24 protein-coding genes and 1 tRNA gene are annotated in these 25,434 nt (G+C 48.6%); 14 read left to right on the top strand and 11 right to left on the bottom strand.

The genetic code is table 11. The annotated features are described in order from the left end of the window. Nucleotides 1–27 precede the first annotated feature (27 nt). Nucleotides 28–987: a DHH family phosphoesterase gene (locus B9Y58_RS01950; RefSeq protein WP_073053799.1), complete on the top strand. Its 960-nt coding sequence runs from the start codon at nt 28–30 to the stop codon at nt 985–987. Here the strand turns inward: B9Y58_RS01950 and B9Y58_RS01945 are convergent. Further along, a complete protein-coding gene (locus tag B9Y58_RS01945; RefSeq protein ID WP_073053798.1) occupies nt 984–1,610 on the bottom strand; it encodes a LysE family translocator in 627 nt (208 codons plus the stop codon). The genes B9Y58_RS01950 and B9Y58_RS01945 overlap by 4 nt on opposite strands. A gap of 62 nt (nt 1,611–1,672) precedes the next feature. Then, complete coding sequence (locus tag B9Y58_RS01940; RefSeq protein ID WP_073053797.1) at nt 1,673–2,161, bottom strand: hypothetical protein; 489 nt, start codon at nt 2,159–2,161, stop codon at nt 1,673–1,675. 57 nt (nt 2,162–2,218) lie between these two features. Here B9Y58_RS01940 and mraY point away from each other — a divergent pair, with 57 nt between their 5' ends. From mraY to B9Y58_RS01925, 3 genes are read left to right on the top strand one after another with little or no spacing between them, the layout of a single operon-like run. Then, nucleotides 2,219–3,367, top strand: a complete 1,149-nt coding sequence (mraY, locus tag B9Y58_RS01935; protein WP_073053796.1) for a phospho-N-acetylmuramoyl-pentapeptide-transferase — start codon at nt 2,219–2,221, stop codon at nt 3,365–3,367. Nucleotides 3,368–3,370: 3 nt separating this feature from the next. Beyond that, on the top strand, nt 3,371–4,705 hold the full coding sequence (locus B9Y58_RS01930; protein ID WP_073053794.1) for a UTP--glucose-1-phosphate uridylyltransferase: 1,335 nt from the start codon (nt 3,371–3,373) through the stop codon (nt 4,703–4,705). 33 nt (nt 4,706–4,738) lie between these two features. Then, nucleotides 4,739–5,575 (top strand): LpxL/LpxP family acyltransferase, encoded by an 837-nt coding sequence (locus tag B9Y58_RS01925; protein WP_073053792.1) that lies wholly within the window; start codon nt 4,739–4,741, stop codon nt 5,573–5,575. Here the strand turns inward: B9Y58_RS01925 and B9Y58_RS01920 are convergent. Next, nucleotides 5,572–6,357 carry a transporter substrate-binding domain-containing protein gene (locus B9Y58_RS01920; RefSeq protein WP_158278301.1) on the bottom strand — a complete coding sequence of 262 codons (786 nt, stop codon included), beginning with the start codon at nt 6,355–6,357 and terminating at the stop codon, nt 5,572–5,574. The two genes, B9Y58_RS01925 and B9Y58_RS01920, sit on opposite strands and share 4 nt — an antisense overlap. A 203-nt stretch (nt 6,358–6,560) precedes the next feature. Here B9Y58_RS01920 and B9Y58_RS01915 point away from each other — a divergent pair, with 203 nt between their 5' ends. Together B9Y58_RS01915 and B9Y58_RS01910 are read left to right on the top strand one after the other, a co-directional pair. Beyond that, a complete protein-coding gene (locus tag B9Y58_RS01915; RefSeq protein ID WP_073053788.1) occupies nt 6,561–7,031 on the top strand; it encodes a Smr/MutS family protein in 471 nt (156 codons plus the stop codon). Nucleotides 7,032–7,109: 78 nt separating this feature from the next. Beyond that, nucleotides 7,110–7,183: transfer RNA gene (locus B9Y58_RS01910), tRNA-Pro, on the top strand. A 273-nt stretch (nt 7,184–7,456) separates the two neighbouring features. On the opposite strand, the gene B9Y58_RS01905 is transcribed toward B9Y58_RS01910, so the two are convergent. The 3 genes from B9Y58_RS01905 to B9Y58_RS15110 form a co-directional block, all read right to left on the bottom strand. Beyond that, a complete protein-coding gene (locus B9Y58_RS01905; RefSeq protein ID WP_073053786.1) occupies nt 7,457–7,753 on the bottom strand; it encodes a HigA family addiction module antitoxin in 297 nt (98 codons plus the stop codon). 189 nt (nt 7,754–7,942) lie between these two features. Beyond that, nucleotides 7,943–8,254 carry a helix-turn-helix domain-containing protein gene (locus B9Y58_RS01900; RefSeq protein WP_072977374.1) on the bottom strand — a complete coding sequence of 104 codons (312 nt, stop codon included), beginning with the start codon at nt 8,252–8,254 and terminating at the stop codon, nt 7,943–7,945. Between the two features lie 3 nt (nt 8,255–8,257). Continuing rightward, the gene (locus tag B9Y58_RS15110; RefSeq protein WP_199220932.1) at nt 8,258–8,449 is read right to left on the bottom strand and encodes a type II toxin-antitoxin system RelE/ParE family toxin; all 192 of its coding nucleotides are present in this window, start codon (nt 8,447–8,449) and stop codon (nt 8,258–8,260) included. Nucleotides 8,450–8,840: 391 nt separating this feature from the next. Between B9Y58_RS15110 and B9Y58_RS01890 the strand changes: the two genes are divergently transcribed. From B9Y58_RS01890 to B9Y58_RS01870, 5 genes are all read left to right on the top strand, one after another. Further along, nucleotides 8,841–9,965 (top strand): FISUMP domain-containing protein, encoded by a 1,125-nt coding sequence (locus B9Y58_RS01890; RefSeq protein ID WP_109639634.1) that lies wholly within the window; start codon nt 8,841–8,843, stop codon nt 9,963–9,965. 60 nt (nt 9,966–10,025) lie between these two features. Beyond that, nucleotides 10,026–10,121, top strand: a complete 96-nt coding sequence (locus B9Y58_RS01885; protein ID WP_158278300.1) for an LEPR-XLL domain-containing protein — start codon at nt 10,026–10,028, stop codon at nt 10,119–10,121. A 487-nt stretch (nt 10,122–10,608) separates the two neighbouring features. Then, nucleotides 10,609–11,514, top strand: coding sequence for a PD-(D/E)XK nuclease family transposase (locus B9Y58_RS01880; protein ID WP_073053782.1), 906 nt, complete (start codon nt 10,609–10,611; stop codon nt 11,512–11,514). Nucleotides 11,515–11,783: 269 nt separating this feature from the next. Then, nucleotides 11,784–12,053, top strand: coding sequence for a type II toxin-antitoxin system RelB/DinJ family antitoxin (locus B9Y58_RS01875; RefSeq protein WP_073053781.1), 270 nt, complete (start codon nt 11,784–11,786; stop codon nt 12,051–12,053). Beyond that, on the top strand, nt 12,050–12,343 hold the full coding sequence (locus B9Y58_RS01870) for a type II toxin-antitoxin system YafQ family toxin (RefSeq protein ID WP_073053779.1): 294 nt from the start codon (nt 12,050–12,052) through the stop codon (nt 12,341–12,343). The genes B9Y58_RS01875 and B9Y58_RS01870 overlap by 4 nt, the downstream gene beginning before the upstream one ends. On the opposite strand, the gene B9Y58_RS01865 is transcribed toward B9Y58_RS01870, so the two are convergent. Continuing rightward, entirely contained in the window at nt 12,344–12,943 is a 600-nt protein-coding gene (locus tag B9Y58_RS01865; protein WP_073053777.1) for a fibrobacter succinogenes major paralogous domain-containing protein, read from the bottom strand. A 49-nt stretch (nt 12,944–12,992) separates the two neighbouring features. Here B9Y58_RS01865 and B9Y58_RS01860 point away from each other — a divergent pair, with 49 nt between their 5' ends. Then, nucleotides 12,993–13,565 carry a hypothetical protein gene (locus B9Y58_RS01860; protein ID WP_073053775.1) on the top strand — a complete coding sequence of 191 codons (573 nt, stop codon included), beginning with the start codon at nt 12,993–12,995 and terminating at the stop codon, nt 13,563–13,565. 363 nt (nt 13,566–13,928) lie between these two features. After that, the gene (locus B9Y58_RS01855; protein WP_073054707.1) at nt 13,929–16,481 is read left to right on the top strand and encodes an ATP-dependent Clp protease ATP-binding subunit; all 2,553 of its coding nucleotides are present in this window, start codon (nt 13,929–13,931) and stop codon (nt 16,479–16,481) included. An 89-nt stretch (nt 16,482–16,570) separates the two neighbouring features. Here B9Y58_RS01855 and B9Y58_RS01850 read toward each other — a convergent pair whose 3' ends face one another. The 3 genes from B9Y58_RS01850 to hisC all read right to left on the bottom strand — a co-directional run bounded on the left by B9Y58_RS01850 (nt 16,571) and on the right by hisC (nt 22,255). After that, nucleotides 16,571–20,194, bottom strand: a complete 3,624-nt coding sequence (locus B9Y58_RS01850; protein ID WP_073053773.1) for a FlgD immunoglobulin-like domain containing protein — start codon at nt 20,192–20,194, stop codon at nt 16,571–16,573. Nucleotides 20,195–20,339: 145 nt separating this feature from the next. After that, complete coding sequence (hisN, locus tag B9Y58_RS01845) at nt 20,340–21,149, bottom strand: histidinol-phosphatase (protein ID WP_109639632.1); 810 nt, start codon at nt 21,147–21,149, stop codon at nt 20,340–20,342. Between the two features lie 14 nt (nt 21,150–21,163). After that, nucleotides 21,164–22,255 carry a histidinol-phosphate transaminase gene (hisC, locus tag B9Y58_RS01840; RefSeq protein ID WP_073053770.1) on the bottom strand — a complete coding sequence of 364 codons (1,092 nt, stop codon included), beginning with the start codon at nt 22,253–22,255 and terminating at the stop codon, nt 21,164–21,166. A 45-nt stretch (nt 22,256–22,300) separates the two neighbouring features. Between hisC and B9Y58_RS01835 the strand changes: the two genes are divergently transcribed. Beyond that, a complete protein-coding gene (locus B9Y58_RS01835) occupies nt 22,301–23,008 on the top strand; it encodes a hypothetical protein (RefSeq protein ID WP_073053768.1) in 708 nt (235 codons plus the stop codon). 47 nt (nt 23,009–23,055) lie between these two features. On the opposite strand, the gene B9Y58_RS01830 is transcribed toward B9Y58_RS01835, so the two are convergent. Beyond that, nucleotides 23,056–25,386: a DNA internalization-related competence protein ComEC/Rec2 gene (locus tag B9Y58_RS01830; protein ID WP_073053766.1), complete on the bottom strand. Its 2,331-nt coding sequence runs from the start codon at nt 25,384–25,386 to the stop codon at nt 23,056–23,058. Nucleotides 25,387–25,434 lie beyond the last annotated feature (48 nt).

Below are 25,434 nucleotides of genomic sequence, written 5' to 3'. Positions count from 1 at the left end.
ATAGAAATGTTTGCTATATTCCCAACTATGAGAATTGATGAATTTTTAAGCGAAGCAAGTTCCGTAGCCATTTTCGGGCACGTGCGCCCGGACGGCGATTGCGTGGGTTCTACCACAGGCATTTACAACTACATCAAGGACAACTACCCCACCATTCAGGCGGACTTGTTCCTTGAAGAATTCCCCGACAGCTACAAGATTTTGCGCGGGGCAAGCGATGCCCACTCAGCCTGGACAGCCGAATGTAACAGCGGCAAGCCCTACGACCTCGTCTTCCTCATGGACACCCCGAGCTTTGAACGCGTGGGCGCGAACGGCGCCGAATGCATCAAGTCAGCCAAGAAAAACATCAACATCGACCACCATATTAGCAACCCGCTGAACCTTTGCACCCTGAACCTCGTGGAGCCCGAAGCAAGTTCTGCAAGCGAGGTTCTATACGTAAACCTCGACAAGGCTAAAATCAGCCGCGACACCGCCAGTTCCCTTTACCTCGGCATTGTACACGATACGGGAGCCTTCAAGTACAGCTGCACCGGCAAGCGCACCATGCAGGTGGTGGGCGACCTGATTGAAGCTGGCGTCGACTTCGCAAAAATCGTGAATGAGACTTACTACACCCGCACCTACAAGCAGACGCTCATTACGGGCTATGCCATGCAGCAGAGCAAGCTTGGTTTAGGCGGCAAGGTCGTCTACAGCTACATTACGCCCGAAGACATGGAACGTTTCGGTGTCACGCCCGTGGAACTTTCCACCGTCATTGACACCATCCGTGAAGTCGGCGGCACCGAAGTGGCCTTGCTTTTGTATCCCGTAAACGGGAAGTACAAAATCAGCCTGCGCAGCAACTATGTAGTCGATGTAAACGCCATCGCAAAAGAATTCGGCGGAGGCGGCCACACCCGTGCCGCCGGCGGCGACACCAGCGATGCGCCCGAAGTCGCGATTGAAAAAATCCTGAAGTTGATAGAAAAACAGCTTTAAACCAAGAACAGCGCCACGGCCAAGAGTACGAACACGCAGCCGCTGAACCAGTTGAGGTTGCGGTTCGCCTTCGGGCTATTCAGCAGGAACTTCTTAACGGCGCCAGCCAACAGGGCGACCGAACCGAACACAATCATGGTCGCCACAATGAATTCTGCGCCAAAGATTGCCATTTGCAGGCTCGGGTGAATCGGGCGGTCCAAGCGCACAGCCGGCGGAATAAACGACAGCAAAAAGAGAATCACCTTCGGGTTCGAAATGTTCATAATGATTCCGCGCAGGTAAAGCTTGCGGGCAGAAGGATGGCCGACATCGCTGGGCTTATGATTTTCATCATCTATAGCCACGTTTCCGGCGCGAACTTGAAAACTCCGGTACGCCAAATACAGCAAGTACGCCGCCCCCAGGCACTGCATCACAAAGAACGCCGTCGGGCTTGCGGCAACCAGCGCCGAAACCCCCGCGACCAGCAGCCCCGTCTGCACCATGATTCCCGTGCAAAGCCCCAAAATCACGCAAAAACCGGCTCGGGCGCCGTGGGCAGCACTTTGGGCAAGTACGAATAAATTATCTGGCCCGGGGGCAATCCCCACGACAAGCGCTGCAATAAAGAATTCAAGCATGATTAGTAGACGGTAGGAAGCAGGAAGTAGACAATAGGAAGTTGGCTGTAGAAGGTTTAATTCTATAGCTTATCCAAGAAGCTGTCGACATCGAGTTCGTCGAGGTCTTTTTGCAAATCGGCAAGAACATCGTCCGAAATAACCGCCGGTTGCACCTTTTCAGCATCGTTAGATGCCATGGCGCCAGCGATTTTTTCGGCCACATTTTCAAATTCCGAAGGAGCGGATCCTTCGCGCGGGCTGGGTAAGTTTTCGCCCTTTTCGGTACGTTCTTCGGCCAAGGCTTCGGAGGCATCCACCATCTTCTTGAGGGCTTCGGCGACAGCCCCCATGGCACCGCCGTTGCTGACAACAGCGTCTATGGCGCGGCTCAACTTTTTACGGAGTCCGGCAAATTCTTCTCGATCCAATTCTGCGACCTCACCATGATAATACATCAAAGGAGTCTTGCAGCGGGCGCAGCAAAACACCATCATGTTCGCAGAATCACCATGAAGCTGGGCGTCAAAGGAAACTCCACAATGGGGGCAGTTGATATGGATCTCACTCATGCCCTATAATTTAGAAAAATAAAGCCAAATGTGCCTATAATTTTTTATTATTACGGCATGCTTTGTCAGTGGCTTTATCATTTAACGAATATCGATCTTTTTGATGGCCGTCTGTTCCGCGCAGGCACAGCAGCCATGCTCTCTATCATCCTCGTCATGACCTTCATGCCAATCTACATCCGTAAACTCCAGAGCCTCGATGCGACATCGGACTTCGATAAAGACGGCAAATCCAAGTCTCCCCCGATTATGGGCGGACTTCTCCTTGTCATTGTGGTAGAAATCGTGTCGCTCCTAGTATGCAAGATGAACGGCTACACCATTTCGACTCTGATTGTGCTTGCCGCGTTTTCTGCCGTGGGCGCCATCGACGACATCGCCAAAGTCAAGGCCAAGCGCCTGATCAAGCTCGGCAAGCTCAAGGCCGCCGACTACATGGACAAGGCCGACGGCATTTCCAGCAGCCTTCGTCTGTTCCTCTATTTCTTGTTTAGCCTGGTCGTTGCCATTTTCTGCTACAAGTTCATTCCCGAACTCAAGGGCGACTTGACCATCCCCTTCTGCCCCATTAGTGTTTTCCAGATTCACCTGCCCAACTGGATTTTCGTCGGGTTCATGACCTTCGTGATTGCAGCTTCTGCCAACGGAACGAACTTCACCGACGGTCTCGACAGCCTTGTCTCTGTACCGATTCTTTCGAGCATGGTGTTTGTGGGCCTCGTGGCCTACGTGAGCGGCAACTTTATCTTTAGCCAGTACCTGAGCGTTCCGTACCTGCCCGGCTGCGACGAACTATTCCCGCTTGCGATGTCGATTGCGGGTGCACTCCTCGCCTACTTGTGGTTCAACAGCCCTCCGGCCGAAATCTACATGGGCGACGCCGGCTCCGTAGGCTTTGGAGCCGCTATCGGTATTATGTTCATTCTAGTGCAGGCAGGGCTTTTCCTCCCCATCGTTTGCATCATCATCATTGCCGAAGCATGCTCCGTGTTGCTCCAGATTAGCTGGTTCAAGTTCACCAAGAAAACCACCGGCGAAGGCAAGCGCATCTTCCTTTGCGCGCCTCTCCACCACCACTACCAAAAGAAGTGGGAAGGCCGTTTCCCGAGCAAACCCCTGATGAATTCGAAGATTGTGTGGCGCATGCACCTCATCAGCATCTTCGCGCTCATCGTAAGCATGGTGATTTTCTTCGGCATTAGGTAAAATATGGACATAATTGAAACTTTGAATGCGGCGGGTCAGCAAGAGCTGGTCGCCAAGCTTGAATCTTTGAATGGCGATGCCCGCAAGAACTTGGAGCGCGACATCGCAAGCCAGGACTGGGAAGAACTGAAGGCTCTTTACACCGAAAAATCCAGTGCCTCGCTCGATGACAACGTGTCGGGCGAATTGAAGCCGATGCCGTTCAAGATTGCAACCGACGACTTGCGTTACGACTTCTGGAAAGAGACTGGCGAAATTCTTCTCGGCAAGGGTCAGGTGGCCGCATTCTTGGTTGCAGGCGGTCAAGGTTCGCGCCTCGGTTTCGACGGTCCGAAGGGTATGTTCGATATCGGACTCCCGAGCCACAAGAGCTTGTTCCAGCTGCAGGCAGAACGCTTGCAGAACTTGGCCGCCCAAGTAGGACATGCGATTCCGTGGTGCATCATGACAAGCCCGCTGAATCACGAAGCGACTGTGAACTTCTTTACCGAGCACAACTTTTTCGGTTACGCCCGCGAAAACATCCGTTTCTTTGAACAAGGTACAATTTGCGCGCTCGACCCGAACGGAAAAGCCGTCGTCGACGAGAACAACCGTTTGGCCCTGGTGCCCGATGGCAATGGCGGGTGCTTTAGGGCTCTCGCCCAGAGCGGCACTCTCGCCTGGTTGATTGAAAAAGGCGTGCGCTACGTATTCCTTTACAGCGTCGACAACGCGCTTTGCCGCATTTGCGACCCGGCTTTTATCGGGGCACTCGCAAGCGAAGGCCGCAGCATGTCGGCATCCAAGGTGGTGCACAAGGCAGGGCCCAACGAAAAGGTGGGCATTTTCGCCTTGCAGAACAACAAGCCCGGAGTCGTGGAATACAGCGACTTGCCCGAAAACTACCGCGACATGACCAACGCTGACGGAAGCCTGACCTTTGACGGCGGAAATATCGCCATTCACTTGTTCAAAACCGAAGGCTTGCGTAAGTTACAGACAAGCAAGCTCCCGTGGCACACCGCCCGAAAGACCGTTTGCGGTATCGAAAAGTGCTGGAAGTTCGAACAGTTCCTGTTCGATGCATTCCCGCAGCTGGGCACGATGATGCCGTTTGGAGTTGTCCGCGAAGAAGAATTCAGCCCGGTGAAAAACGCCGAAGGAAACGACAGTCCGAAGACTGCACGCGAAATGATTGGCAGACTCCACCGCGAATGGTTGCGCAAGGCTCATGTAGAAGTGAAACCGGGCAAGCTTTACGAAGTGTCGCCCACACTCAGCTACGCCGGCGAAGGACTCAGCCGCCGCGTGTTCGAACGCGAACTCGGAAGAAACATTCTGGAATTCGATGAATAGTAGACAGTAGACGGTTGGAAGTAGGAAGGATCAATGAAGAATTTCAGGTTCGTTCTGTACAAAGCGACTTTCCATTTCCTGCTCCGCCTGCCAAACGCATTCTACGCTGCGCTATTCACACTCGCTTTTCCGATTTACAAGGCGTTGCATACCAAGCGCGCTTACGGCCGCACGGTAATGCACCTTGCAAACGCGAAGGCCTACTTAAAAACAAACGTAAGCGCACGCGACATGTTCAGAGGCATTTTCTGGAATGCACTCGATTCGTACCGGGGACTCGCCCGCTTTAAAAGTGTCGAAAATCGAATCGTTTACGAAAACGAAGAAATCATCCGTGAAGCGGTAAAGCATGGTCCAGTTGCCGGCATCAGCATTCACCAGGGTGCATTCGAACTTTTGCACCGCGCCCTTTGCCGTTATAGCGAACACGTGCACCTGATTACTGATTCTGTCGGCAACGACGCATTCCGCGAGGTACTCAAAGAACTCCGCAGCGACCCGCACCTGACCGAATACCACCCCGAAGAAACCGGCAAACTTATCCGCGATTTGTTCAAGACCAAGGGGATTCTTGCAATGGTCTTCGACCAAGGAAAGAATACCAAAGGCAACGAAGTCCAGCTTTTCGGGAAAGCGAGCACGCTCTACTTACGTCTCCCGCAAAAAGTGAACCAGATGGGAGCATCCGTCGTCACGTTCCGCACGTGGACCAACACAAAGCATCAAATCGTCATCCGTTTTGAAAGCGTCTATCCGCCCAAGTCCGATCCCGAAAAAATCATCGCGGACATTGCAAAAGAAACTGAAACGTGGATTTCCGAGTACCCCGAACAGTGGAGTTGGAATTACCACGGAAACTTTAAGGTTTAACCCCCGAAAAGGGAATCCTTGATGCGCTGGAAAGTTGATTCATCTTCGCCACTGCGCACCATGACCACAATTTTCGAAGTGGCATAGTTATCCGTAAAATTGATGACCTGTCCGCGTTCTTCAGTGACCGAGAACGCCGCAAGACCAAGGTCCGCTTTTCCGGCTCGAATAGAATCGATGATATCGTCAAAATCCATATCGATAATTTCGACCGGACGTTCCAGGTAATTAGCCACGTAGCGAGCAATTTCGATATCGATCCCCACGATTCCGCGTTTTTTGCAACGGAATTCAAACGGAGGGAATTCGGCATTGGTCGCCACTCTAAGAACAGGACCACTCACCGAATCAGTCTTAACGTGATACTTGGATTGTCCGCCAATATAGGCATCAAAAATCGAATCGTAAACGCCCATCGCACGCATCTGGATTAGAGCGATATTGACAGAATCAAGCAAGCCCATGTTTTCTTTAGCGACAATGCCTGCATACGATTCTTCCTTGAAGATTTCATTCAAAATTCTGAGAGAGGGATTTTTGCGGGCAAAGACCTTGGCCGGAGTATCGTCCGTGAGCACGGCATCAATGGAACCATTCAACAAGGCGTCCACCGCCTGTGCAAGCGTTTCAAACTTTTCCAACTGGAGTCGAGTAGAGTCCGTACCGTAATCGGCTGCGTAAATTTCGCCCGTTGTGCCGATAAGCACACCGACCTTCTTGTTCGCCAAGTCGTCAAGCGAAAATACCCTGTTTTCAGGGACTTCGTTTTTTACACAACCCATAAATACCAGCAAGGCAAATAGAGCTGTAACAACCCGCAAACGACTCATATTTACAAAAATCTCAACTTTTTATTACAATATAAGAAAATAGAGTCCAAATTCAATGCAAAAAATTGTAATAATTGACGATTAGAAGGCAAAAACGGATTCAAAAACAGCATTTTCGGCAAAAAAATCTATTTTTACCGCAAAAAGAGAGAATCATGGCGCTAAACGAAGAAGAAGAATTCCAGCTGCAGTGGATCAACAACCACCACATGGAAGACAAGGACGAGCAGGCGCGGAAAGAAGCCGAAGCGGAAGCCGCCGCACGCCCCGCGCGCGCCCCGCGCGGGCGCAAGATGCGCCGTAACCCGGCCGCCTGGGAACTCCCCGTGCCCGAAGATGAAATCGACCTCCACGGCATGACATCCGACGAGGCGGCCGAAGCCGTGGAACGGCGCATCGATGACCTGATGATTGCTGGCCTCAAGATTCTCAGGGTCATCCACGGCGGCGGAAACCCGAGCTACGGCAACGTCAAACGAATCATCGACCGCAAGGTGCGTTCCGAATGGAGCAACCGCATCCAGCTGTACAAAGTCGAGCCCGACAACGCCGGTTCGAGCATCATGATCCTCGGAAAACCGCGCCCCGCCCAGGCAAAAGCCACCAGAAAGCCCGCCAAGAAATAAAAATTCGACTTTTTTCATTTTTTTGCACCTTTCCCCTTTAAATTCTTCAAGTTTTTTTCTATTATTGGACCACCGAACCGGAATATAGCTCAGCCTGGTAGAGCGCTTGCTTCGGGAGCAAGAGGTCGTGAGTTCGAATCTCGCTATTCCGATAAAAACGAAAAGGACACCATTTGGGTGTCCTTTCGTTTTTTTATTGCAACTAGCGCGAGAAGAGAACTCACGAAGTGAGTTCGACTAAATCACGCCATGAGCGAAGCGAATTTTGCGTGATTTAGAGATTTTGGCGAAGCCAAAACCCGCAGGGCAAAAGTTGAAACGAAGTGAAACTTTTGTCTAATCTCGCGTTCACTGATGAATGCTTAGACAAAAATGAAACGAAGTGAAGGCTTTGTCTAATCTCGCTTCAACAGGCGTCGATTTCGCTATACCGGCACAAAAGTCTTAATTTTGTTCAATTCCTCGGCGATTTCGATTTTAAGATTACGAATGTCAATATCATCTTGCAAAGAGATGAAGTAATCGTCAGAAACTCCAAAGAACCTGGCGAGCCTCAAAGAAGTGTCGACTGTAATTCGCCTGCGATCGTGAAGAATGTCCTGAATTCTTGAAACAGGAACATTGATTGCCTGGGCGACTTTGTAAGCAGACAAACCCATAGGCGTAAAAAACTCTTCATTCAGAATTTCTCCGATAGTAGGCGTTTCAATATGTTTGCTCATGGTTTGCTCCTAGTGGAGTTCCGTTTCTCTGTCTGCAAAACTTTGTATCATCCAATATACCTATTTTATGTGTATATGTCAAGTAGGTAGAGTGTATTTTCGGCGCACCCCTATTACTATACACGCCATTTTCAGGCAATTGAATACCAATTTCGCGAAAATTTATTTCTTTTTACAAGAAGTCAAATGTTACGCCGACAACGTCTTCAGCAATTCCTTTTTGGTCGCACCTAACGCGAAGAACATCTTGATCATCAGTTCAAGGGAAACGCTGGAGTCCGCATGTTCCACTTTGGCGTAACGAGACTGGCTCGTTTTCGCGATAATTGCGGCAGAGACTTGTGTTTCACCAAGAGACTTCCGCTTGGCAACCAACGCCTTAGCCAAAGCGACCTTCATTTCAACAATCGCCATTTCAGCAGGACTCAACCCCAAAAAATCGTCGACATCCCCGACTTTCCACCCCTTTTTCTGCAATCTTTCTTTTTTCAACTTATCCATAAACTAATCCTCCGCATCATAAGTTTTCAATCGTTGACGACACAACTTAAGAATTTCATCAGGCGTTTTGCTCGTTTTCTTTTCCGTCCATAAAATCACAACTATTGCATCCGTATCAATCCGATAAAATAATCTCCATATCTTATTTTCATCTCGAATGCGAAGCTCATGACAATGTGCTCCAATCGACGGCATCGGGCGACTCTGTGGAAGCGACAGATTCATTCCCGATTACAGTAATCGTAACAGATATCCGGTTTCTATCCTCGCTTTTTGAGATAACGGTGGTGTCTGCGGTTGCTCATGCAACCAAACCAATGGTTTATGACTCGGACTCATAAAATATATATCAGATTTGACATAATATCAAGGGTTAAGGTGAAATTTTTTACCCCCTATTACTATACACGCTGTTTTGGGACGTTTGAATACCAATTTTTCGAAAATTTTATTTCTTTTTACAAAAAGAAAAAAAATTGCACCGAAATCCATATAATCGGTCGCGAATTGCAGAAAGTATAAATTTGATTATTTATATTTGCCCCAAAATGAAAGTTTGGTGGGATTTTACAACTGGAGGTCTTCTGTGAAGATTTTTAAAAGCGTTTTGGCCCTGTCTGTTCTCCTAGCCCTGCTCGCAGCATGTGGCGATGAATCTAGTAGCTCCGCTCCCGATCCAATCGGTGAAATCTCGTCGAGTAGCAATGACGACAATGGTTCTGCATCCTCGTCTTCTCAGAAAGATTCTAAAAAATCCAGTTCCTCGGTATCAGAAAAAAATTCTTCTAGCTCCGTAAGTGGAAAGAATAGTAGCTCGTCGGTGGTCGAGTCGAGTAGTAGCGCGCGGAATTCTAGCAGCAGTTCTGCGATTTTATTTAAACAATGTGAAGAAGGTGAACAAAAAATAGTTGTTTCTGAAATAGACACAGGATTTGTGAGTTGTAAAGATGGCAAGTGGGTTGTTGATTCTATTGTGGATGTAGTAAAACCCAAGGTCTATCCGAATATGGATAGCGTGTTTAATCCGGCTGTGACTTATGGCTCGTTTAGGGATCCTCGCGATGGAAAGGTTTACAAGACCGTTCGATACTATATAAAACTTCAAAGCGGCGAAACGACTTTCATTGATTCTTTTACGGTGATGGCTCAGAATCTAAATTACGCAGATACAACAATTGACAGTACAACGACGGTTTTTGATGATTCGAAGGTTGAAAAACGTTGCTACCAAGATGACCCTTGGTATTGTGACAATTATTTCGGAGCACTTTACACTTGGAGCGAAGCGTTGGGACTTCCCAAAGTGTGTGACAGCGTCGGCGTTACTGATGACTCAAGATGTAACATAAAGCTTGGTTACGATGCCAAGGTGCAGGGAGTGTGTCCGGAAGGTTGGCATGTGATGAACGAAACCGAATGGAAACACTTTGCGTCACCTCGGGGAATAGATGCTAGTTATACTATGTTGTCTCGTGCTGTATGGGAAAACGAAAAAAAGACTAATTCCAGTGGAATGTCATTACTGCCTAATGGGGATGAAAATCCGAGTAATGGTCTTGCTACGTTTTGGTTGCCTGAAGAAAAAGCTGATGATGGCCTAGGCGCCATAATAGTTAACATTTCGTCTTCTCTTATCATTTCGCCGACTTATAAGAAGGGTGCACTTCCGGTTCGCTGCGTAATGGACGAAGGCGATACCTTCATCAAGTAAAATTTTAATAAAAAATCGAAGTCAAAAGGCTTTCCTTAAGGAATGCCATTGGGAGTTATTATGTCCAAAAAGAACATCAAGAACAATAAAAAAAATTCCGTTCGCAAGAACTTTAAAATTGAGGCGCTTGAACCTCGACTGATGATGGACGCCTAAAGAAAGCGACGGCGAATGCCTGGCCGCTAAGCGGACAGTAAAGGCCGAAGGCCGTAATGTGTCCGCGTGCGGAGCAGGCTGAGCCGGAGCGCTGTTTTTCAGGGATGGGAGAAGAGAAGCCGGGTTTTTTAAGGGGAGGAGCGCCCTTAGGCGAGGGAGTAACGTCAGACACGGCGATAGCCTGGCCGCAAAGCGAACATTCCGGAACGGCCATGTGAGCTTAAAGCCCCATGCGTTAAGCTGGGGCTGTAGTGAGAGTGAGACGCAAGTCGAACGGTCATGTAAGAGCGAGACGAGCACTTTTCTGGAGCCGTGGGCATTTTGAAGCCGGGGCGTTGCGGGGCGGCGAGCGCCCGTTAGAAACGTGAAAACATCTTTTTACATGGAATTCAGTCTCAATTTTGCCTAAAAAAGCGTGTATATATAAAGATAGGGACAACTCTCTATTCGCTTTTCGGGGGCTGTTCCCCGGTTTAGGAAAAATAGAATGAAACGTGATGAATTCGCGCAGTTTCTTGGTGAACTCAGAAAAACGAATGAAAACGGGCAAGACATTGACGCATTTGTCAAACAATACGAACACAGGAACGTGTATTTCTACAACGACGGATGCATCAAGAAAATCCTTGCCAGCGAAAAGAACTTGATTCTCACGACGGACCTTGTGAATGCGGCTCTGGGCTTGATCGGCTCGGACCGCATCGCTAATCCGAAGCTCGTGAACCCGTTCATTCCTGGCGAGCTTGGTTACCACAGTGTCGAACCGGACATTTTGCTGACGAATGATCGCGGATCAGATGCACCGCGTGATCGCATTTCGATTGAGGTACAACACGAGGACAGCAATTCCTTGTTCAAGGATCGTCTTGTCCTTTACGTGGCCCGCCTTACAAACAATATGGTGAAACAGGGCGAAGTTCCGCAACTCGAAAACTTGCACGTGGTCAGTTTCCAGTTCTTTGACGCGTTCGCGAAGTCGCCAAATTACCGCCATACGGTGCAGCTGAAAAATCAGGAACAGGAGGTTTACTTTGACCGCCAGACAGTGACGTTGGTTGAAGTGGCGAAGTTTCTCAAGAACGCGAAGGACTATGTCGGCGACAACTGCCGCTTGGCTCAGTGGCTCCGCGCCATCGACACGTTGAATCGCGAAGCCGATTTCAGTGAATTTGCAAATGATCCCGTGTTCAAGCTCTTGCAAAACGAGGTGAAATTATGTAATTTCAGTTCGAGGTATCTTATGACTGTAGACATGAGCGATTTCGACCGGGCTGTAGCCGAGTATTCGACGAAAATGGATATTGCGAAGAAAATGCTTGAAAATAAAGAGCCTCTTCAAAAGATTGTTTCTTATACGGGACTTCCGGAAGCTAAAATTCGCAACTTGAAGTAAATCTTTAAACAAACGTGGCGGTCGAAAGGCCGCCGATTCCATATATGGCGTGCGGAGCAGGCTGAGCCGTGGCTAGAGTTAGGGGGATGCTTCCCCCTCCTAAAAACAATCGCAATTTTGCAATCAATTGATTGCACGCATTAGACTTTTCTTGTTTTATCTTTGGGCAAGAATTAAGGAAATTGCGAAAAATGACAAGGCCGCCCACTTTACAACATTTACACCACAGACACTTTACAAACGCAACTAATTGTTGTATATTTAGAGGTATGAGTACCGTGGTAACAAACATACGAATCGACAAAGAGCTCAAGGCTCAGGCAACCGAACTATTCAACGACTTGGGCTTGACGCTCTCCCAAGCGTTTACGGTTTTCCTGAAGCAAGCCATTCTGCACCACGGCCTGCCTTTTGCCGTTACAAGACCTCCGTCCAAAGAACTCCTCGAAGCCATCAAGGAAGGCGAAGAACTCGCCCACGATCCTAATGCAAAAACTTATGCTTCACCGCAGGAGCTGTGGGACGAACTTGGCATATGACAAATCCATATAAATACACTGTTCGAGCAACCAGCCGATTTAAGAAATCGGTCAAGCGATTAACAAAGCGCAGAAAAGATTCCCAAAAACTAAAAGATGTAGTTGAAATTCTCGCAAAAGGGGAATCCCTTGCGGATTCTTATAAAGACCATCCCCTTGTCGGAAAATGGATTGGCCATAGGGAATTACATATTGAATCGGACTGGTTGTTAAACTACAAGATCGAAGAAAACATTCTTATTCTAGAACTTGTAGACACCGGCTCTCACGCCGATTTATTCGGGAAATAATTACCTCACGCACCTGACCGAGAATCCGAAGTTCTTGGGTTTGGACATGTAGCCGAACGCCATGGACTTGCTGGTGAGGTACCACACGCGGGCAGAGCCGGGAGCAACGCCTTCGGAGGAATCGTCAGCGCTCCAGAAGAAGGCGAACTTGGCGGTGTTGCCGTAGGTTTCGTCGTCAAAACGGTTGCCGGCGGGCATCGCCGAGAATTTGAGAGTGTCGTTGCCGTTGGTGTCACCCGACCAGCCGTAATCTGCTTTGATCAAGTAACCCGCGTTAAAGTCGGCGCCCGCCGCAGTCCAGAGGCTTTCAAAATCGGCATGCGTGGGCAAGCGGAACCCGGCGGGGCATGCCTTTTTAGCCGCATCCCAAGTGTAGAGCCTGCCGTAAACCATGCACTGGTCGTCATCGTCTTTGTAGCAGAAACTGCCCTCGGTTTTGTAATTCAGGTTGTCGCCCAGCCATTCGAGGCCGGCAATTTTCACCGTGCGGTACGTCTGCTTGTCGCGCGGGTCCTTGAACTCGTTTTTCTTTTTGAATTTAGGTGCCGCCGAGGCATAGGCTACAAGCAAACTTACAAATAAGGCAAGCCAAAACTTCATGGCCCAAAAATAACTAATTTTCTATTTTCTGAAAAAAAAACGGAGTCTTATGTCCTTTTCTAAAACACTCGCCATTTTCGTGTGCGCCACAGCGTTCTGCTTTGCCGCCAACGATTCGACCGCAAAAACCCAGGCTCCCGCACAGGCTAGCACCCAGGCTCCCGCAATTTCGCAAGAAGAAATGCTGATTTTCAAGACTCTACTACAAACTCCGCTTTTCAAGGACAACTTTGTACAGTCTTGCACGGTGCAATCCATGGAATGGCTCGGCGTAAACCAGGCCGACAAGACCTGCAATTGCGCATTTGACCGCCTTGTTAAAGATGGCAAGTTTATCAACCAGATTATGAGTTCGATCAACGGCGACAACATCGATTTTGAAAAATGGGGATTTGAATTTATCGAGCCGTGCATTCCCCAGAACTACCCCGCCGAAACGGACAACGCCTTCGTAAAAGAATGCCTTAAGGCCGGCGACGTGGACAAGGCCACCTGCGAATGCGTGCTGAACTCGATCAAAAAGGATTACAGCGTGCGCGACCTGATGAAGACCGCCTTCGAGGACCAGAAAAAGCTGGAAGTCGACATTATACTTAAATCGGCGCAGTGCCTTTCGAAATAACCAAAAAAACACCCCTATAAAAAACTAACGGCATCCCCCCCAAGGGATGCCGTAGTTGGTGTTTGGGATGTTTGGTTTCGTACCTATAAGATAGATTCGTACGGGGGCAAAAGGTATAGTGGCAAGACACAAAGCGTTGTTGTGTTTTACAACACCCCAGGCCCCGTTTCAGTCTCAAAATGAGTCAAAAAAGCGTAATTTTTTGAAAAAATGGCATTTTTTTATTAAACAGCCCGCGATGGAATTGTTGTAAAAGACCCATTTTTAGACAAAAAAAGCCCCAAAACGGCCCAATTTTCTTTTTTCAGGGCGTTGGCACGGGTTTTGCATCTGGAAAGCGGTAAAAATAAAAAAGAGGCAACTATGTCCGATTTCAATAACGATGCAGAAAAAGTTTTGGCGAAGGCGCAGAGCCTGCGCGACCGTTGCTCGCATTCCTACCTGGGTGCGGCGCATTTGGCTGTGGGCCTGGTAGAAGGCCCCGATGCCACCTTGAAGAAACTCTACAAGTCGAAGGGCGCGAAGACGAATGAGCTTCGCGGCAAGCTGGAGCCGTTCGTGCAGAAGATTCCGCGTATGGAGGGCGTGAACCCCGATGTGGAACCCGATAACGACTTGAACCGTATTTTGCGCGCCTCGGTGCAGGCGGCGCGTCAGGTGAACCGCATGGTGACCCCGGGCGACATGCTCGTGGCCCTCATGAAGTTCTCGGGCGACCGCGGCCTTGCGAAGGTTTTTGAAGATGCGCTGGGCAGCGTGGAGGTCGTGGAAACGTGGCTGTCGGACCCGTTTGCAGGGGCCGCCAATGCCGAGGAACAGTCCCCGCTGAAACTGTACGGCCGTGAACTCGTGGAAATGGCCGCCGACGGAAAGCTTTCGCCGGTGATTGGCCGTGAAGAGGAAATCCGCCGCGTCATCTTGATTTTGAGCCGTAAGACGAAAAACAACCCGTGCCTGGTCGGTGAACCCGGCGTGGGTAAGACCGCCATTGTGGAAGGGCTTGCCGAGCGTATCTATCGCGGCGACGTGCCCGACGCCCTGAAGGGCAAGAAGTTGTTCGCGCTGGATTTGTCTGCCTTGATGGCGGGTGCAAAATACCGTGGCGATTTTGAGGAACGTTTGAAAGCGGTGCTTGACGCCCTTGAAGAAGACGGCAATACCTTGCTGTTCATCGACGAAATCCACACCATCGTGGGTGCGGGCAAGACGGAAGGCTCCATGGACTTGGGCAACATGCTCAAGCCGAAACTCGCCCGTGGCGAACTGCACTGCATCGGTGCTACCACTACGCAGGAATACCGCAAGTACATCGAGAAGGATTCCGCATTGGAACGCCGTTTCCAGCCCGTGCAGGTTGACGAGCCGAGTGAAGAGGAATCCATTTCTATTCTCCGTGGCATCAAGGACGGCTTTGATGCGCATCATGGCGTGCGTCTGCACGACAATGCGCTTGTGGCCGCCGTGAAGCTTTCGAACCGCTACATCAGCGACCGATTCTTGCCGGACAAGGCTATTGACCTGATTGATGAAGCCGCAAGCCTTGTGAAGACGCAGATGGATACGGTGCCCGAAGCCTTGGACACCTTGCAGCGTAAGGAACTCCAGATGAAAATCGAGGAGCAGGCCTTGGCGAAGGAAACCGACGACACCAGCGTAAAACGCCTGAAAGAGCTGCGTGAAGAACTGGCGACGACGGATGCTGCTGTAAAGCTGATGCAGGACCGTTGGCAGGAGAGGCGTGCGAAAAACGCCGAGTTGCAGGGGCTTAAGAAATCCTTGCAGCAGGCGAAGGACGAGATGGAGCAGGCGGAAGCCCGCTACGACTTGAACCGCGCCGCCGAACTCAAGTACAACAAGATTGTGAACCTCGAAAAGGAAATCGCCGCGAAGACGGAAGAAATCAAGAAGTCTGCAGGCGACGGCGACCTGAGCGAAGAGGTGACCGAAGAAACCATCGCCCTTGTGGTGAGCCGCTGGACCGGAATTCCGGTGACGAAGCTGTGCGAAGGCGAAAAGGCAAAGTTGTTGCACCTGGACGAACGACTGCATGCCCGCGTGATTGGCCAGGACGAAGCCGTGGAAGCGGTTTCGGAAGCAATCTTGCGTAACCGTAGTGGTTTAAGCCGCGAGAATGCGCCGATTGGCAGCTTCTTGTTCCTCGGCCCGACGGGTGTGGGCAAGACGGAACTTGCGAAGGCGCTTGCCGTGGAACTGTTCGACGACGAGAACGCGCTGGTGCGTATTGACATGAGCGAATACATGGAAAAGCACAGCGTGAGCCGTTTGATCGGTGCGCCTCCGGGATACGTGGGCTACGAAGAAGGCGGCCAGCTGACCGAAGCCGTGCGTACGCATCCGTACTGCGTGATTCTGCTGGACGAAATCGAGAAGGCTCACCCCGACGTGTTCAACACGCTGTTGCAGGTACTTGACGACGGTCGTTTGACCGATGGCAAGGGCCGTACGGTGAACTTCAAGAACACCTTGATTCTCATGACGTCGAACCTGGGTGCCGCTCATTTCCAGAACCGCGCGGGTGATGCAAAGCCCGTGACCTTGAAGGAAATCGAGCCGGAACTCCGCGGATTCTTCAGACCGGAATTCCTGAACCGTCTGGATGAAGTGCTGGTATTCCAGAGCCTCACAAAGCCGCAAATCAGGGACATCGTAAGGCTCAAATTCAAGGGACTCGCCGAACGCGCCGCCCGTCAGGATTTGCAACTGACCCTGACCGACAAGGCGCTCGATGCCATTGCCGACGGCGCTTACCAGCCGGAATTCGGCGCGCGGCCGATCCAGCGTTACCTGGAAAGGAACGTGGAACGCCCGCTGAGCCACGCAATTCTCGCCGGTACCGTGAGTGCCGCAAAGCCCGTAGTCATCGACTACGACGGGAATGCGTTCACGGTGAAATAATTTCTCCAATCATCCCTCCTCCTAACAAAAAGACCCGCACCAGTGATAAACTGGAGCGGGCCTTTTTTTTGCTTTTTAGATGGTTCTATTTATTTCAACGAAACAAACTTGCCACTCACCTTCCCGTTCTGGGAAAGCGTTACGAGGTAACGACCCGAAGGTACGTTGTCGGAATTCCAAGCGACAGAATGCGTTCCGGCTTCGAGATTGCCCGCAGAAACGCTCTTCACCATAATGCCATTAGCAGACATGACGCTGATTTTAACGATTCCTGCCGACTTTGTCTCGAACACAATACCATTTCTGCTAAAGCCCTTCAATTCCGCTGCGAAAGAAGACTTTGCAACGGCTTCATTTATGACATTTTCATTTGCAGGGCGTTGTTTGAACAAACCATCTCCGATCACATCATCTTCAGAGGGATTGTCATTTTCCGCAACTACGGTTTCCTGATTTTCGTTTTCATCACCGGCGTCCGGATTCTTTTCTTCAACATCAGGATTTTCCTCTTCAACTTCAGGAACAAAGGGATCGTAATCTACTCTGACAACTTTGGTTCTCTGGTGAACAATTGCGATATCAGCATAGAATCGACCATACATCAGTTTGTTAGAGGCCTGTCCAAATATAACATATGAATAAGGAGCATACAACGTTCCGGCCCAATTAATGCCGAGTGTATACAGACGCTCGCTCTGCATATAGGTAATCAGCTTGAATCCACGAGCAACCAAAGGCAGATCCTTGTTAATAATTTCGGTTCGCCAATTCAAGAAATCCATAGCAACAACCTGAGTCGCCTCGCCTGGTTTTGCAAACTCAACACTTGATTTTCTATCCAAAATCAGTTCCTTGGCAATAAACGTTCCCGGATTGAGAACCAATTTACCACCAGCTTCTACTTTAAGCGTCTTATACTTGTCGTTCTCCTTCCATTCAAATACTTCGCCATCTTTGACAACATGTTCAAGTTTCGGTTCCTCGTCAAGTGTCCATGTATCAAATTCATCGGAATAGGGGAAGGCTATGGTATTGAGGGCATCCGATTTTCCACGAATAGTCACATCAATATCTTTTTTAATCGGATGCTTTAACGACGGAAGCGTGTACGGGGCAACAAATCCATCGACAACCGATCTAACACGAAGCCACATTCCTCCGCGAGTATAAATGTTACGAACCGTTGCCCTTACGCCAAGTATAATTGTACTTTGCGAGGCACGAGAAGAACTAACAATATCACAATAATCCCCATCAGTTTTAGTTGTATTGTAGCAGACAACTCCATCGTTAAGGGCCACTCTTTCTCTACCGAAAATAGTAATACCATCCGGAAGGTCATATGTTTTTTGAGTGATTTCTAATTTCTTGTCATCCGATTCCAGATACGGATCAGTTTCACCTGGGTCAACTTCACCATTTCCGTTTAAATCTTCTGCGCCATCCTTTACGCCACCATTATCAGAATCCGGATCTTTATAAGTAGGAAGGCCGTCTTCATCAGAATCGTAATAATCGTAAACTCTGCAGCCATGATAAGTTGTATATGATTCACCATTAACGATATCTGTTTCAGAAATGAACGTACACTTCTTAGTCATTGCATAAATTTCATTATAGTCGCTCACACCGTCATCATCGGAATCATCGTCATTAACTTCTGTTTCAAAACGATATTTTTCATCGTAATCAATAACGCCATCATCATCGCTATCTATTTTTTCTTGTGCAAGGAGAGGGTCTCTATTTAATACGAAATCAGGTTTTCCCATGACAAAGTAGAACACCACATTAAAGGCATCTTTAGTCAGCCAAGCACTATACCCATTATTATCAATGTTCACATAATGGAAGAAAGGCTCCCCTTTTTTCATTATAAGTTCTTCAGTGCTTGATCGATATAGATCATCTACACCTTCCGCATAGCCATCAATAATCATCACATGTCCCGAACCCGAAACTGTAGCTATATATACCGGATTCTTTTTAGCAATGGACTGCTTGATAATTTCAACATCGTCATCATTTAACGGAGAATTTTTACTACGACGAATAAGCGTTGCCTTATTAGGATTAATTGAGCTTGGAGTAGGCGTCGGCATTATCGTTGTTGTATTTCTGTCAAAGATATCCTTTATCAGATCTACAAAAATAGATAATTCAGACAATTTAAGACCGCCATCATCACCTAGCATGAAATAGTCTAGAGCAGTATAATTTTTATACTTCATGCCCATAATTTTGATTTCATCTTGAGTAAGGGTTCCACCATAAAATTTATTCAAGATGTTAAATCCCACAGCCCAACAGCGCATTTTTTCTTCCGGAGTTTTTTCTTCAGACAGAGTGTGTTCGCGATTCCACCCCCATTCTTTGGCCTTGTTGCCCATGCTTGTTGCAAGCATTTTCGTATCTTTTCGAGCTCCAATAGTGGGGGCATTCAACAAAGTTACATTCGTTAAAAATTGGCCCTGTTCTTCGTCAAAAACCACAACGTAGCTAAGGTCTCCGTTTTCAAACACCTTGGCACCAAAAGTAAGTTCCACCGGTTCAACATTCCACAAATATTCGCCTTGGGGAATATCTGCATCAACAAACGTTTTTTCTGTTTGCTTCTGGAAAACTAACGAAGTATCATTAGCATTGTAAACAGACAGTATGTAAGACTTTGCTCCAGAAACTTCCATCCACGCAAAACGTGGCTTTTGATTTTCGCTCAAGACAATGGCACTACCATCAGGAATATTATAACTCCTCGCAGACGGAAGCGCATTTTCATATTTATCAATTTCTTTACTACTGAAAATTTTCCAGCCAATATTATCAATATAGCGGAAGAACGCTCCATTGTAATATGATTCATATTCACCTAAAATTTCAACAGGGCTCGTTGATAAAAAGGATGCCCCTCCCATAGTCCCCTGCTTACCCCATGCCACATAATCAACGGCATTATCACCAAGAGTAAGCTTAAGTTCACCGGAATTACCAAAAGAAAGGTTCTGGATAACAGTTGTAAAGCTATCTACAGGGCATTCAAGGGTAATATCTTGGCAAATACGGAGTTTATCACCTTGTTTCAAGGTGAAATCGCCAATAGAAGCTCTGTGCGATTCCGAATTTTTGAGGACAAATCGGGACAGGTTTACAGATTCCTTGCCGTAGTTTTCAATTTCGACCCATGCTGAGCGCGTGTCAGAATTTTCAGGCTGAATGGCCTTAAAACGTAACTTGGCTGCAGACATCAAAGGCGGAAGTTCACCCGTCAGCCACGCGCCATTTTGCATTACAACAATATGGGGAGCGGATTTAAAATTGCCCTTACCCGGATAGCTGTAGTCACTATCCTTATAGAACTTTTCACCATCGGAATAGACCATACCAAGGCTGATTCCGCTTTCATTGGGATAAAAACCGGGAGCAACCGCGTTTACATTTATATTAACGACAAGATAATCGCTCAAGGTATCCAGCGTGTATGTCGCATTGGGCATATAGTAGGGATAGACATTAAGCGTTCTAGAATCATCCCTTTCAATCAGGTATTTCGCCTGAATATTACTCAGCGTTTCTGCAGTATTATTTTTTAAGCGCAGGCGCAGCGTAAGTTGTGTATTATTATTAGATTGTTCATCGAAGGCTTCAACGGTAAGGCCGCTTTGAGCCCAAATGCATGAACATACCAAAAAAACAGAGCTAAAAACTCGTTTCATTTGTTCTCCTGATTTATGTTATACCGTAAATTTGAACTAAATTAATTAGAACAAATTTAAAAACGCACCAAATATATTAATTTGGTACGAAATTTAAAAGGAAAAAATTAAAGAAAATTAGCTTATATAAGTTTTTTGCAATAAATTACACAAAATAACAGCCAACTTCGTCATGAATCAGGCCATTCGAGGCCATACTGGTGTAGCCTTCGTAAATCGGGGCAACCGGCTTGCCGCTTGTGTCAAACAGTTCGGTTTTGCCGTCAATGGTGCTGAACTTGCCGCCCGCCTCCTTGAACAGGAGCGGATACGGGGCGATATCCCAAAGGGATACCACAGGGTCAATCATCAGTTCGGCACGGCCGGCGGCCACCAAGTAGTAGCCGTAGCAGTCACCCCAGCCGCGGTGCAGCTTGGCTGCGCGACGCACGGCCGCGTACTTTTCGCCGTAACCTGCGGTTTCCATGGTATTCACCGTGCCCGAAAGCACCAACGATTCCGAAAGTTTTGCGACCTTGGAACAGCGGATTTCACGGCCGTCTAAGAAGGCTCCGCCATCTTTGACTGCCCAGACCGCCGTATTCATCGCGGGAATGCGAATGAGGCTTGCAATTGGCGTTCCCTTCTTGTACAAGGCAATGAGCGTACCGAACAGGGGTACGCCGTGAATGAAGGCCTTGGTGCCGTCAATCGGGTCAATGACCCACTGGTATTCCGCATCGGGATTTTCGATACCGAATTCTTCGCCAATGACGCCGAAACCCGGAGTTTCCTTTTCCCAGAACTTGCGGGCGATTTCTTCGGTGCTCTTGTCGGCGATGGTAACAGGCGTATTATCCTTTTTCCATTCCACGCCGACACTTGCCTGAAAATACTTCATGATATTTTCTTGGGCAAGCTCGGCCGCCTTGAGCGCAATTTTCAGAAGTTCTTGATTTTCTGCGGTCGCTGCCATAACACCTCCGGCGATTAGTTTTCTGCCTTCCACTTCTTGACAAGGCAGACCAGAAGTTCGTTTTCTTCACGCTTGCCGAGAGTCACGCGGATGTGTTCCGGAAGACCGAAGCTCGTAAGCCCGCGAACAATCATGCCGTTCTTTTCGAGGAACAGCACGAGGTCCTTCGCCTTGGGGCCAATGTGCACGCAGATAAAGTTACCCTGAGTCGGCAACACCTTGAAACCAAGTGATTCAAATTCCGGTGTCAGATACTTGATTCCTTCGGCATTGAGTTCAAGCGTTCGCTTGACGTGATCCTTATCGCCGAGAGCGGCAATGGCAGCCACTTGAGCGGCCTGGTTCACGTCGAAGGGCGGCTTAATTTTCCACAAGGCGCGGATTACATCAACGTTACCGAAGGCATAACCAATGCGTAGCCCAGCAAGGCCGTAAATCTTGCTGAAGGTGCGGTTGATGAACAAGTTCTTGTACTTGTCCAGCATGTCAATCAGTACAGGATAATCGCTTGCCGTTGCAAATTCAGAATAAGCCTGATCAAGGAAGACGAGCACATTGCTCGGAACCTTATCCAGGAATTCAAGCAATTCCTGCTTGTTGTAGTAAACGCCAGTCGGATTGTTCGGGCTGCAGATAAAGACCACGCGTGTCTTGTCGTTGATAGCCTTCAAGAGTTCCGAAAGTGGCGTCTTCTGATCACCCACGCCGACACCGATAAAGTCGGCACCATTCGAAAGCGTCGTAAACTTATAGACCGAGAACGTCGGCGTAATGCCTACGCAGTTGTCACCCTGACGAATGAACGCCTTACCCACCATGTCGATGATTTCGTCGGAACCGTTACCGATGACAATCTGGTTGGTGTTCACGCCGTAGAAATCAGCTATGGCATTGATCAGCTTCGGAGCATCACCGCGCGGATACAAGTGTAACGCATCCGCAATTCCGTGGTAAGCTTCGACAGCCTTCGGGGAAGCTCCGAGCGGGTTCTCGTTCGAGGCGAGTTTGACAACATCGGTAAGCCCGTACTTCGCACGGATTTCTTCCATGGATTTGCCGGGAACGTAATCAGAAAGTTTCAAAAGCTCTGGACGCGGATCAATCATGATATCCTCTTTTTTTGCGCCTAAAATTTAGCTAAATTGGAGCACATGAAAATTTCCCATTTCATTATTTTTGTATTAATAGGCCTTTGCATTCAAAACACCTTCGCTTTGGACCGCATTTGGAACATGCGCTACACTTTTGGCCCCGAAACACGCCCCTCGCCCAAGTTTGCCGCTGGTGTCGGTATGCGTTCCGACTTTGGAGACAACGTACTTTTCCCCATCAACATCATGGGAGCCATCAACAAGGAATGGGAATTGGGCGCTAAGGTGGACATGTACACTTACAACAAGATGGACAACATGGAAGCCTCCATTGACATTGGCGGAAGATACCGTATGGGCGCAGGCCGTTTTCTTGAGCTCGACGGCTATTTCGGACTCAACCGTAACAACGGTAGCGCCGTCGTCTTTACCTACGGTAAGGATGTTTATATTGCCAGCAACTTTTCCAACTTCTACGAAGCCCGCGCAGGTTTTATGGAAGGTGTTACCGGCGAAGATGGCTACGTTAAATTCTCGCTGGGAACCTCCCCCACCCTCCACTTTGGCAGAAGCGTCTTGTGCATCATCGAAATCACCTCTAGCGGAAGTGCAGGCCATTTAAAGGACGACTTTATGGTAGACATCATTCCCAAGTTGGAAGCCGCCTTTGGCGGAACCCGCGTCCGCGTAGAATTCGACATTGGCATTATGCAAGAAGACAACAACAATCAAAAGAGCATTACCCTCTACGTGATAACGGCATTATAAATGCAGAATTTGCGATGTCTAGTGTGGGATAACATCGCTTATTCAAGCTAGTCTATCATAGTATTAACAAGCATCGTATCGGAACGAAAGATAATATCAATCGTTCCTTTTTCAGCGGTATTCAAATAGGGAATCCTTAGCGAATCTAACCTTTGAATCACCTGTTTACTCGGATGGCGGAATCGATTTTTTCGGCCACTAGAAACAATCGCCAGCTTCGGATTCACTTGTTTCAAGAACTTTCGGCCACTTGAAGTCTTCGAACCATGATGTCCGAGCTTTAACACATCGCTTTGCAAGAAGACATCCGTCTCCATGATTTCTTTTTCACCTTGCACCGTCAAATCCCCCGTCAGCAAGGCGGAATGTCCCAAACCCTTCGCCCTAAAGGTAATACTCTGGGTGTTAGCATCTATGCAACGACCCGTTTCAGGATGCACTACCTTGAATTCAAAGAAACGTTCCTTGTATAAAAAGCCGCGTTTGATGTCTCGAATCAGAATTTTTCGCCGGTAGGCTTCGGAAATTACTCGCTGCCAATTTTCTTTTTCGTCGATTCTTGCGCATTCGGTAATCCAGAGTTCCTTGACCGGAAACGTCTTGATAATAGAATACGCCCCGCCAAAATGATCTTGGTCGGCATGTGTAACGATTAGAGCATCTAAGTGAGAAACTCCGATATGGTGCAGGTACGGAACCACAATGTCTTTACCGGAATCCAGGCGTTTCGTGTCGCCTGCATCCACCAAAAAATGCTCCCCCGAGGGCGTAGTTATCAAATGGCTATCCCCTTGTCCCACATCGATTGTCGTCAATTTCCATGTCGGCTTTATAACCGCCCCATACCCTTGATGGGCAAAAATTGCCGCAAACAGCAATATGCAACACAACGAAAATCGCCTGGCAATGCGATTTTTAGCAAAAAAGGGAACCACCACAATCAAGAATCCGCACAGCAACAATACCCACGGCTCAAAAGGGCCAACTGTCACAGACGCCTGCGAAGAATCCGACAGCAAGCAAGTCAACAGCGATGCAAGTCGCAAAAAGAACCGGGCCGCATAACAGAAATATTCCCGCAAAAAATCAATCGGTGAAAGTAGCGCAAAAAGTCCCGCCTGCATTCCCATGGAAATCGCCGGTACCACAACGATGTTGCCAAGCCAGGCAAAAGGCGAAAGCGTCTTGAAATGGTGAATCAAGAAGGGCGACGTAGAAAGTGTGGCGCACAAGGTCACGTAAGTCGGCTCCACCACAAGCGATTGCAAACGAGCCCACCACTTGTTCTTCTGAAGTTCTTCAGGCAAGTTCTTCAGCGGGTTCCAAAAGCCGCCCATCAATATTCCCATGGTCGCCGCCACCGAAAGCTGAAAGCCCGGATTCCAAATGACAGACGGTTCAGGAATCATAATAAAGAGGAGTGCCACGCCCAAGCTATTCAAAGTATTGGCCGGCCTTTGGAACAATGCTCCAACCTGCGGCACAGCAAACATAAGCACCGCCCGCCTTACGGCCGGCGAACCGCCCGTTACAGGAATGTACAGGAACAACAAGACAATCGCCGCAATTCGCACCACTCGATGCGGAAGTCCCGTCGCCTTCAAAAACACCATCAGCATCCCCGCCAAGAGCACCACATGAAAGCCGCTAATGGCGAGAACATGCACAAGTCCCGAGCGTTGAAAGTCACTCCGCAATGCATCGGGGATTCCACTACGATCCCCCGCCAAAAGCCCAAGCAAAAGCCCTGTTTCTGCCGAATCCAGATATTCGCCAAAACGCAACCCGATCCACTTGCGGAACTGATAAAAACTGCGCTCCGGTACCCAGGTTTCGCCGTGAATTGTCCAGTGAACGAACTTTCCATAGGCTTGAAGCCCCTGAGACTTGAGCCACCCACGGGTATCGAACGCCCCTGGTACCGTAGGCGGTGTCACCGGATAAAAAGAGGCTTCGTAGCAAAGCGAATCACCCGGCAGGGGGTACCGCGGCAAATTCCGCTTTTCTGTCAATCGAACGCGGTAGCCGTGATTGATAATCGATGTCATTCCGCTCTTTTTTTGCTGCGTAGACTCTACTACCCCACAAGCTTTAGCCGGAAGGTTTATATGCAATGGATTTCCTTTTTGAATCCTAGCATATTCATGGCAAATAACACCCATCGCAAGGCTAATCAGCACCACCCATTGTAACGTTCGCGGAAACACATGAGTCAATGCCGCCAAAACAGGCAAAAGAACACAGGCGTAAATCGGTTCGTCAAGACTCGCAAAAATGATCGTAACCACGATTGCGCTCAATAAAGCCGGTTTACCCATAAGCGGGGTGAGAAGATTCTGTAAATCGATCAGATTTTTATTTTTTTTGCTAGATTTCATAATTAATGACACCTTTAAAAGAGTCCCTCTTCTATACACGCTTTTTTA

Source organism: Fibrobacter sp. UWB15 (genome assembly GCF_900177705.1).
In the GTDB taxonomy this organism is placed as follows: Bacteria; Fibrobacterota; Fibrobacteria; order Fibrobacterales; family Fibrobacteraceae; genus Fibrobacter.
The sequence above is the reverse complement of the archived record's forward strand: the minus strand, read 5'-3'. Positions and strand labels throughout refer to the sequence as shown.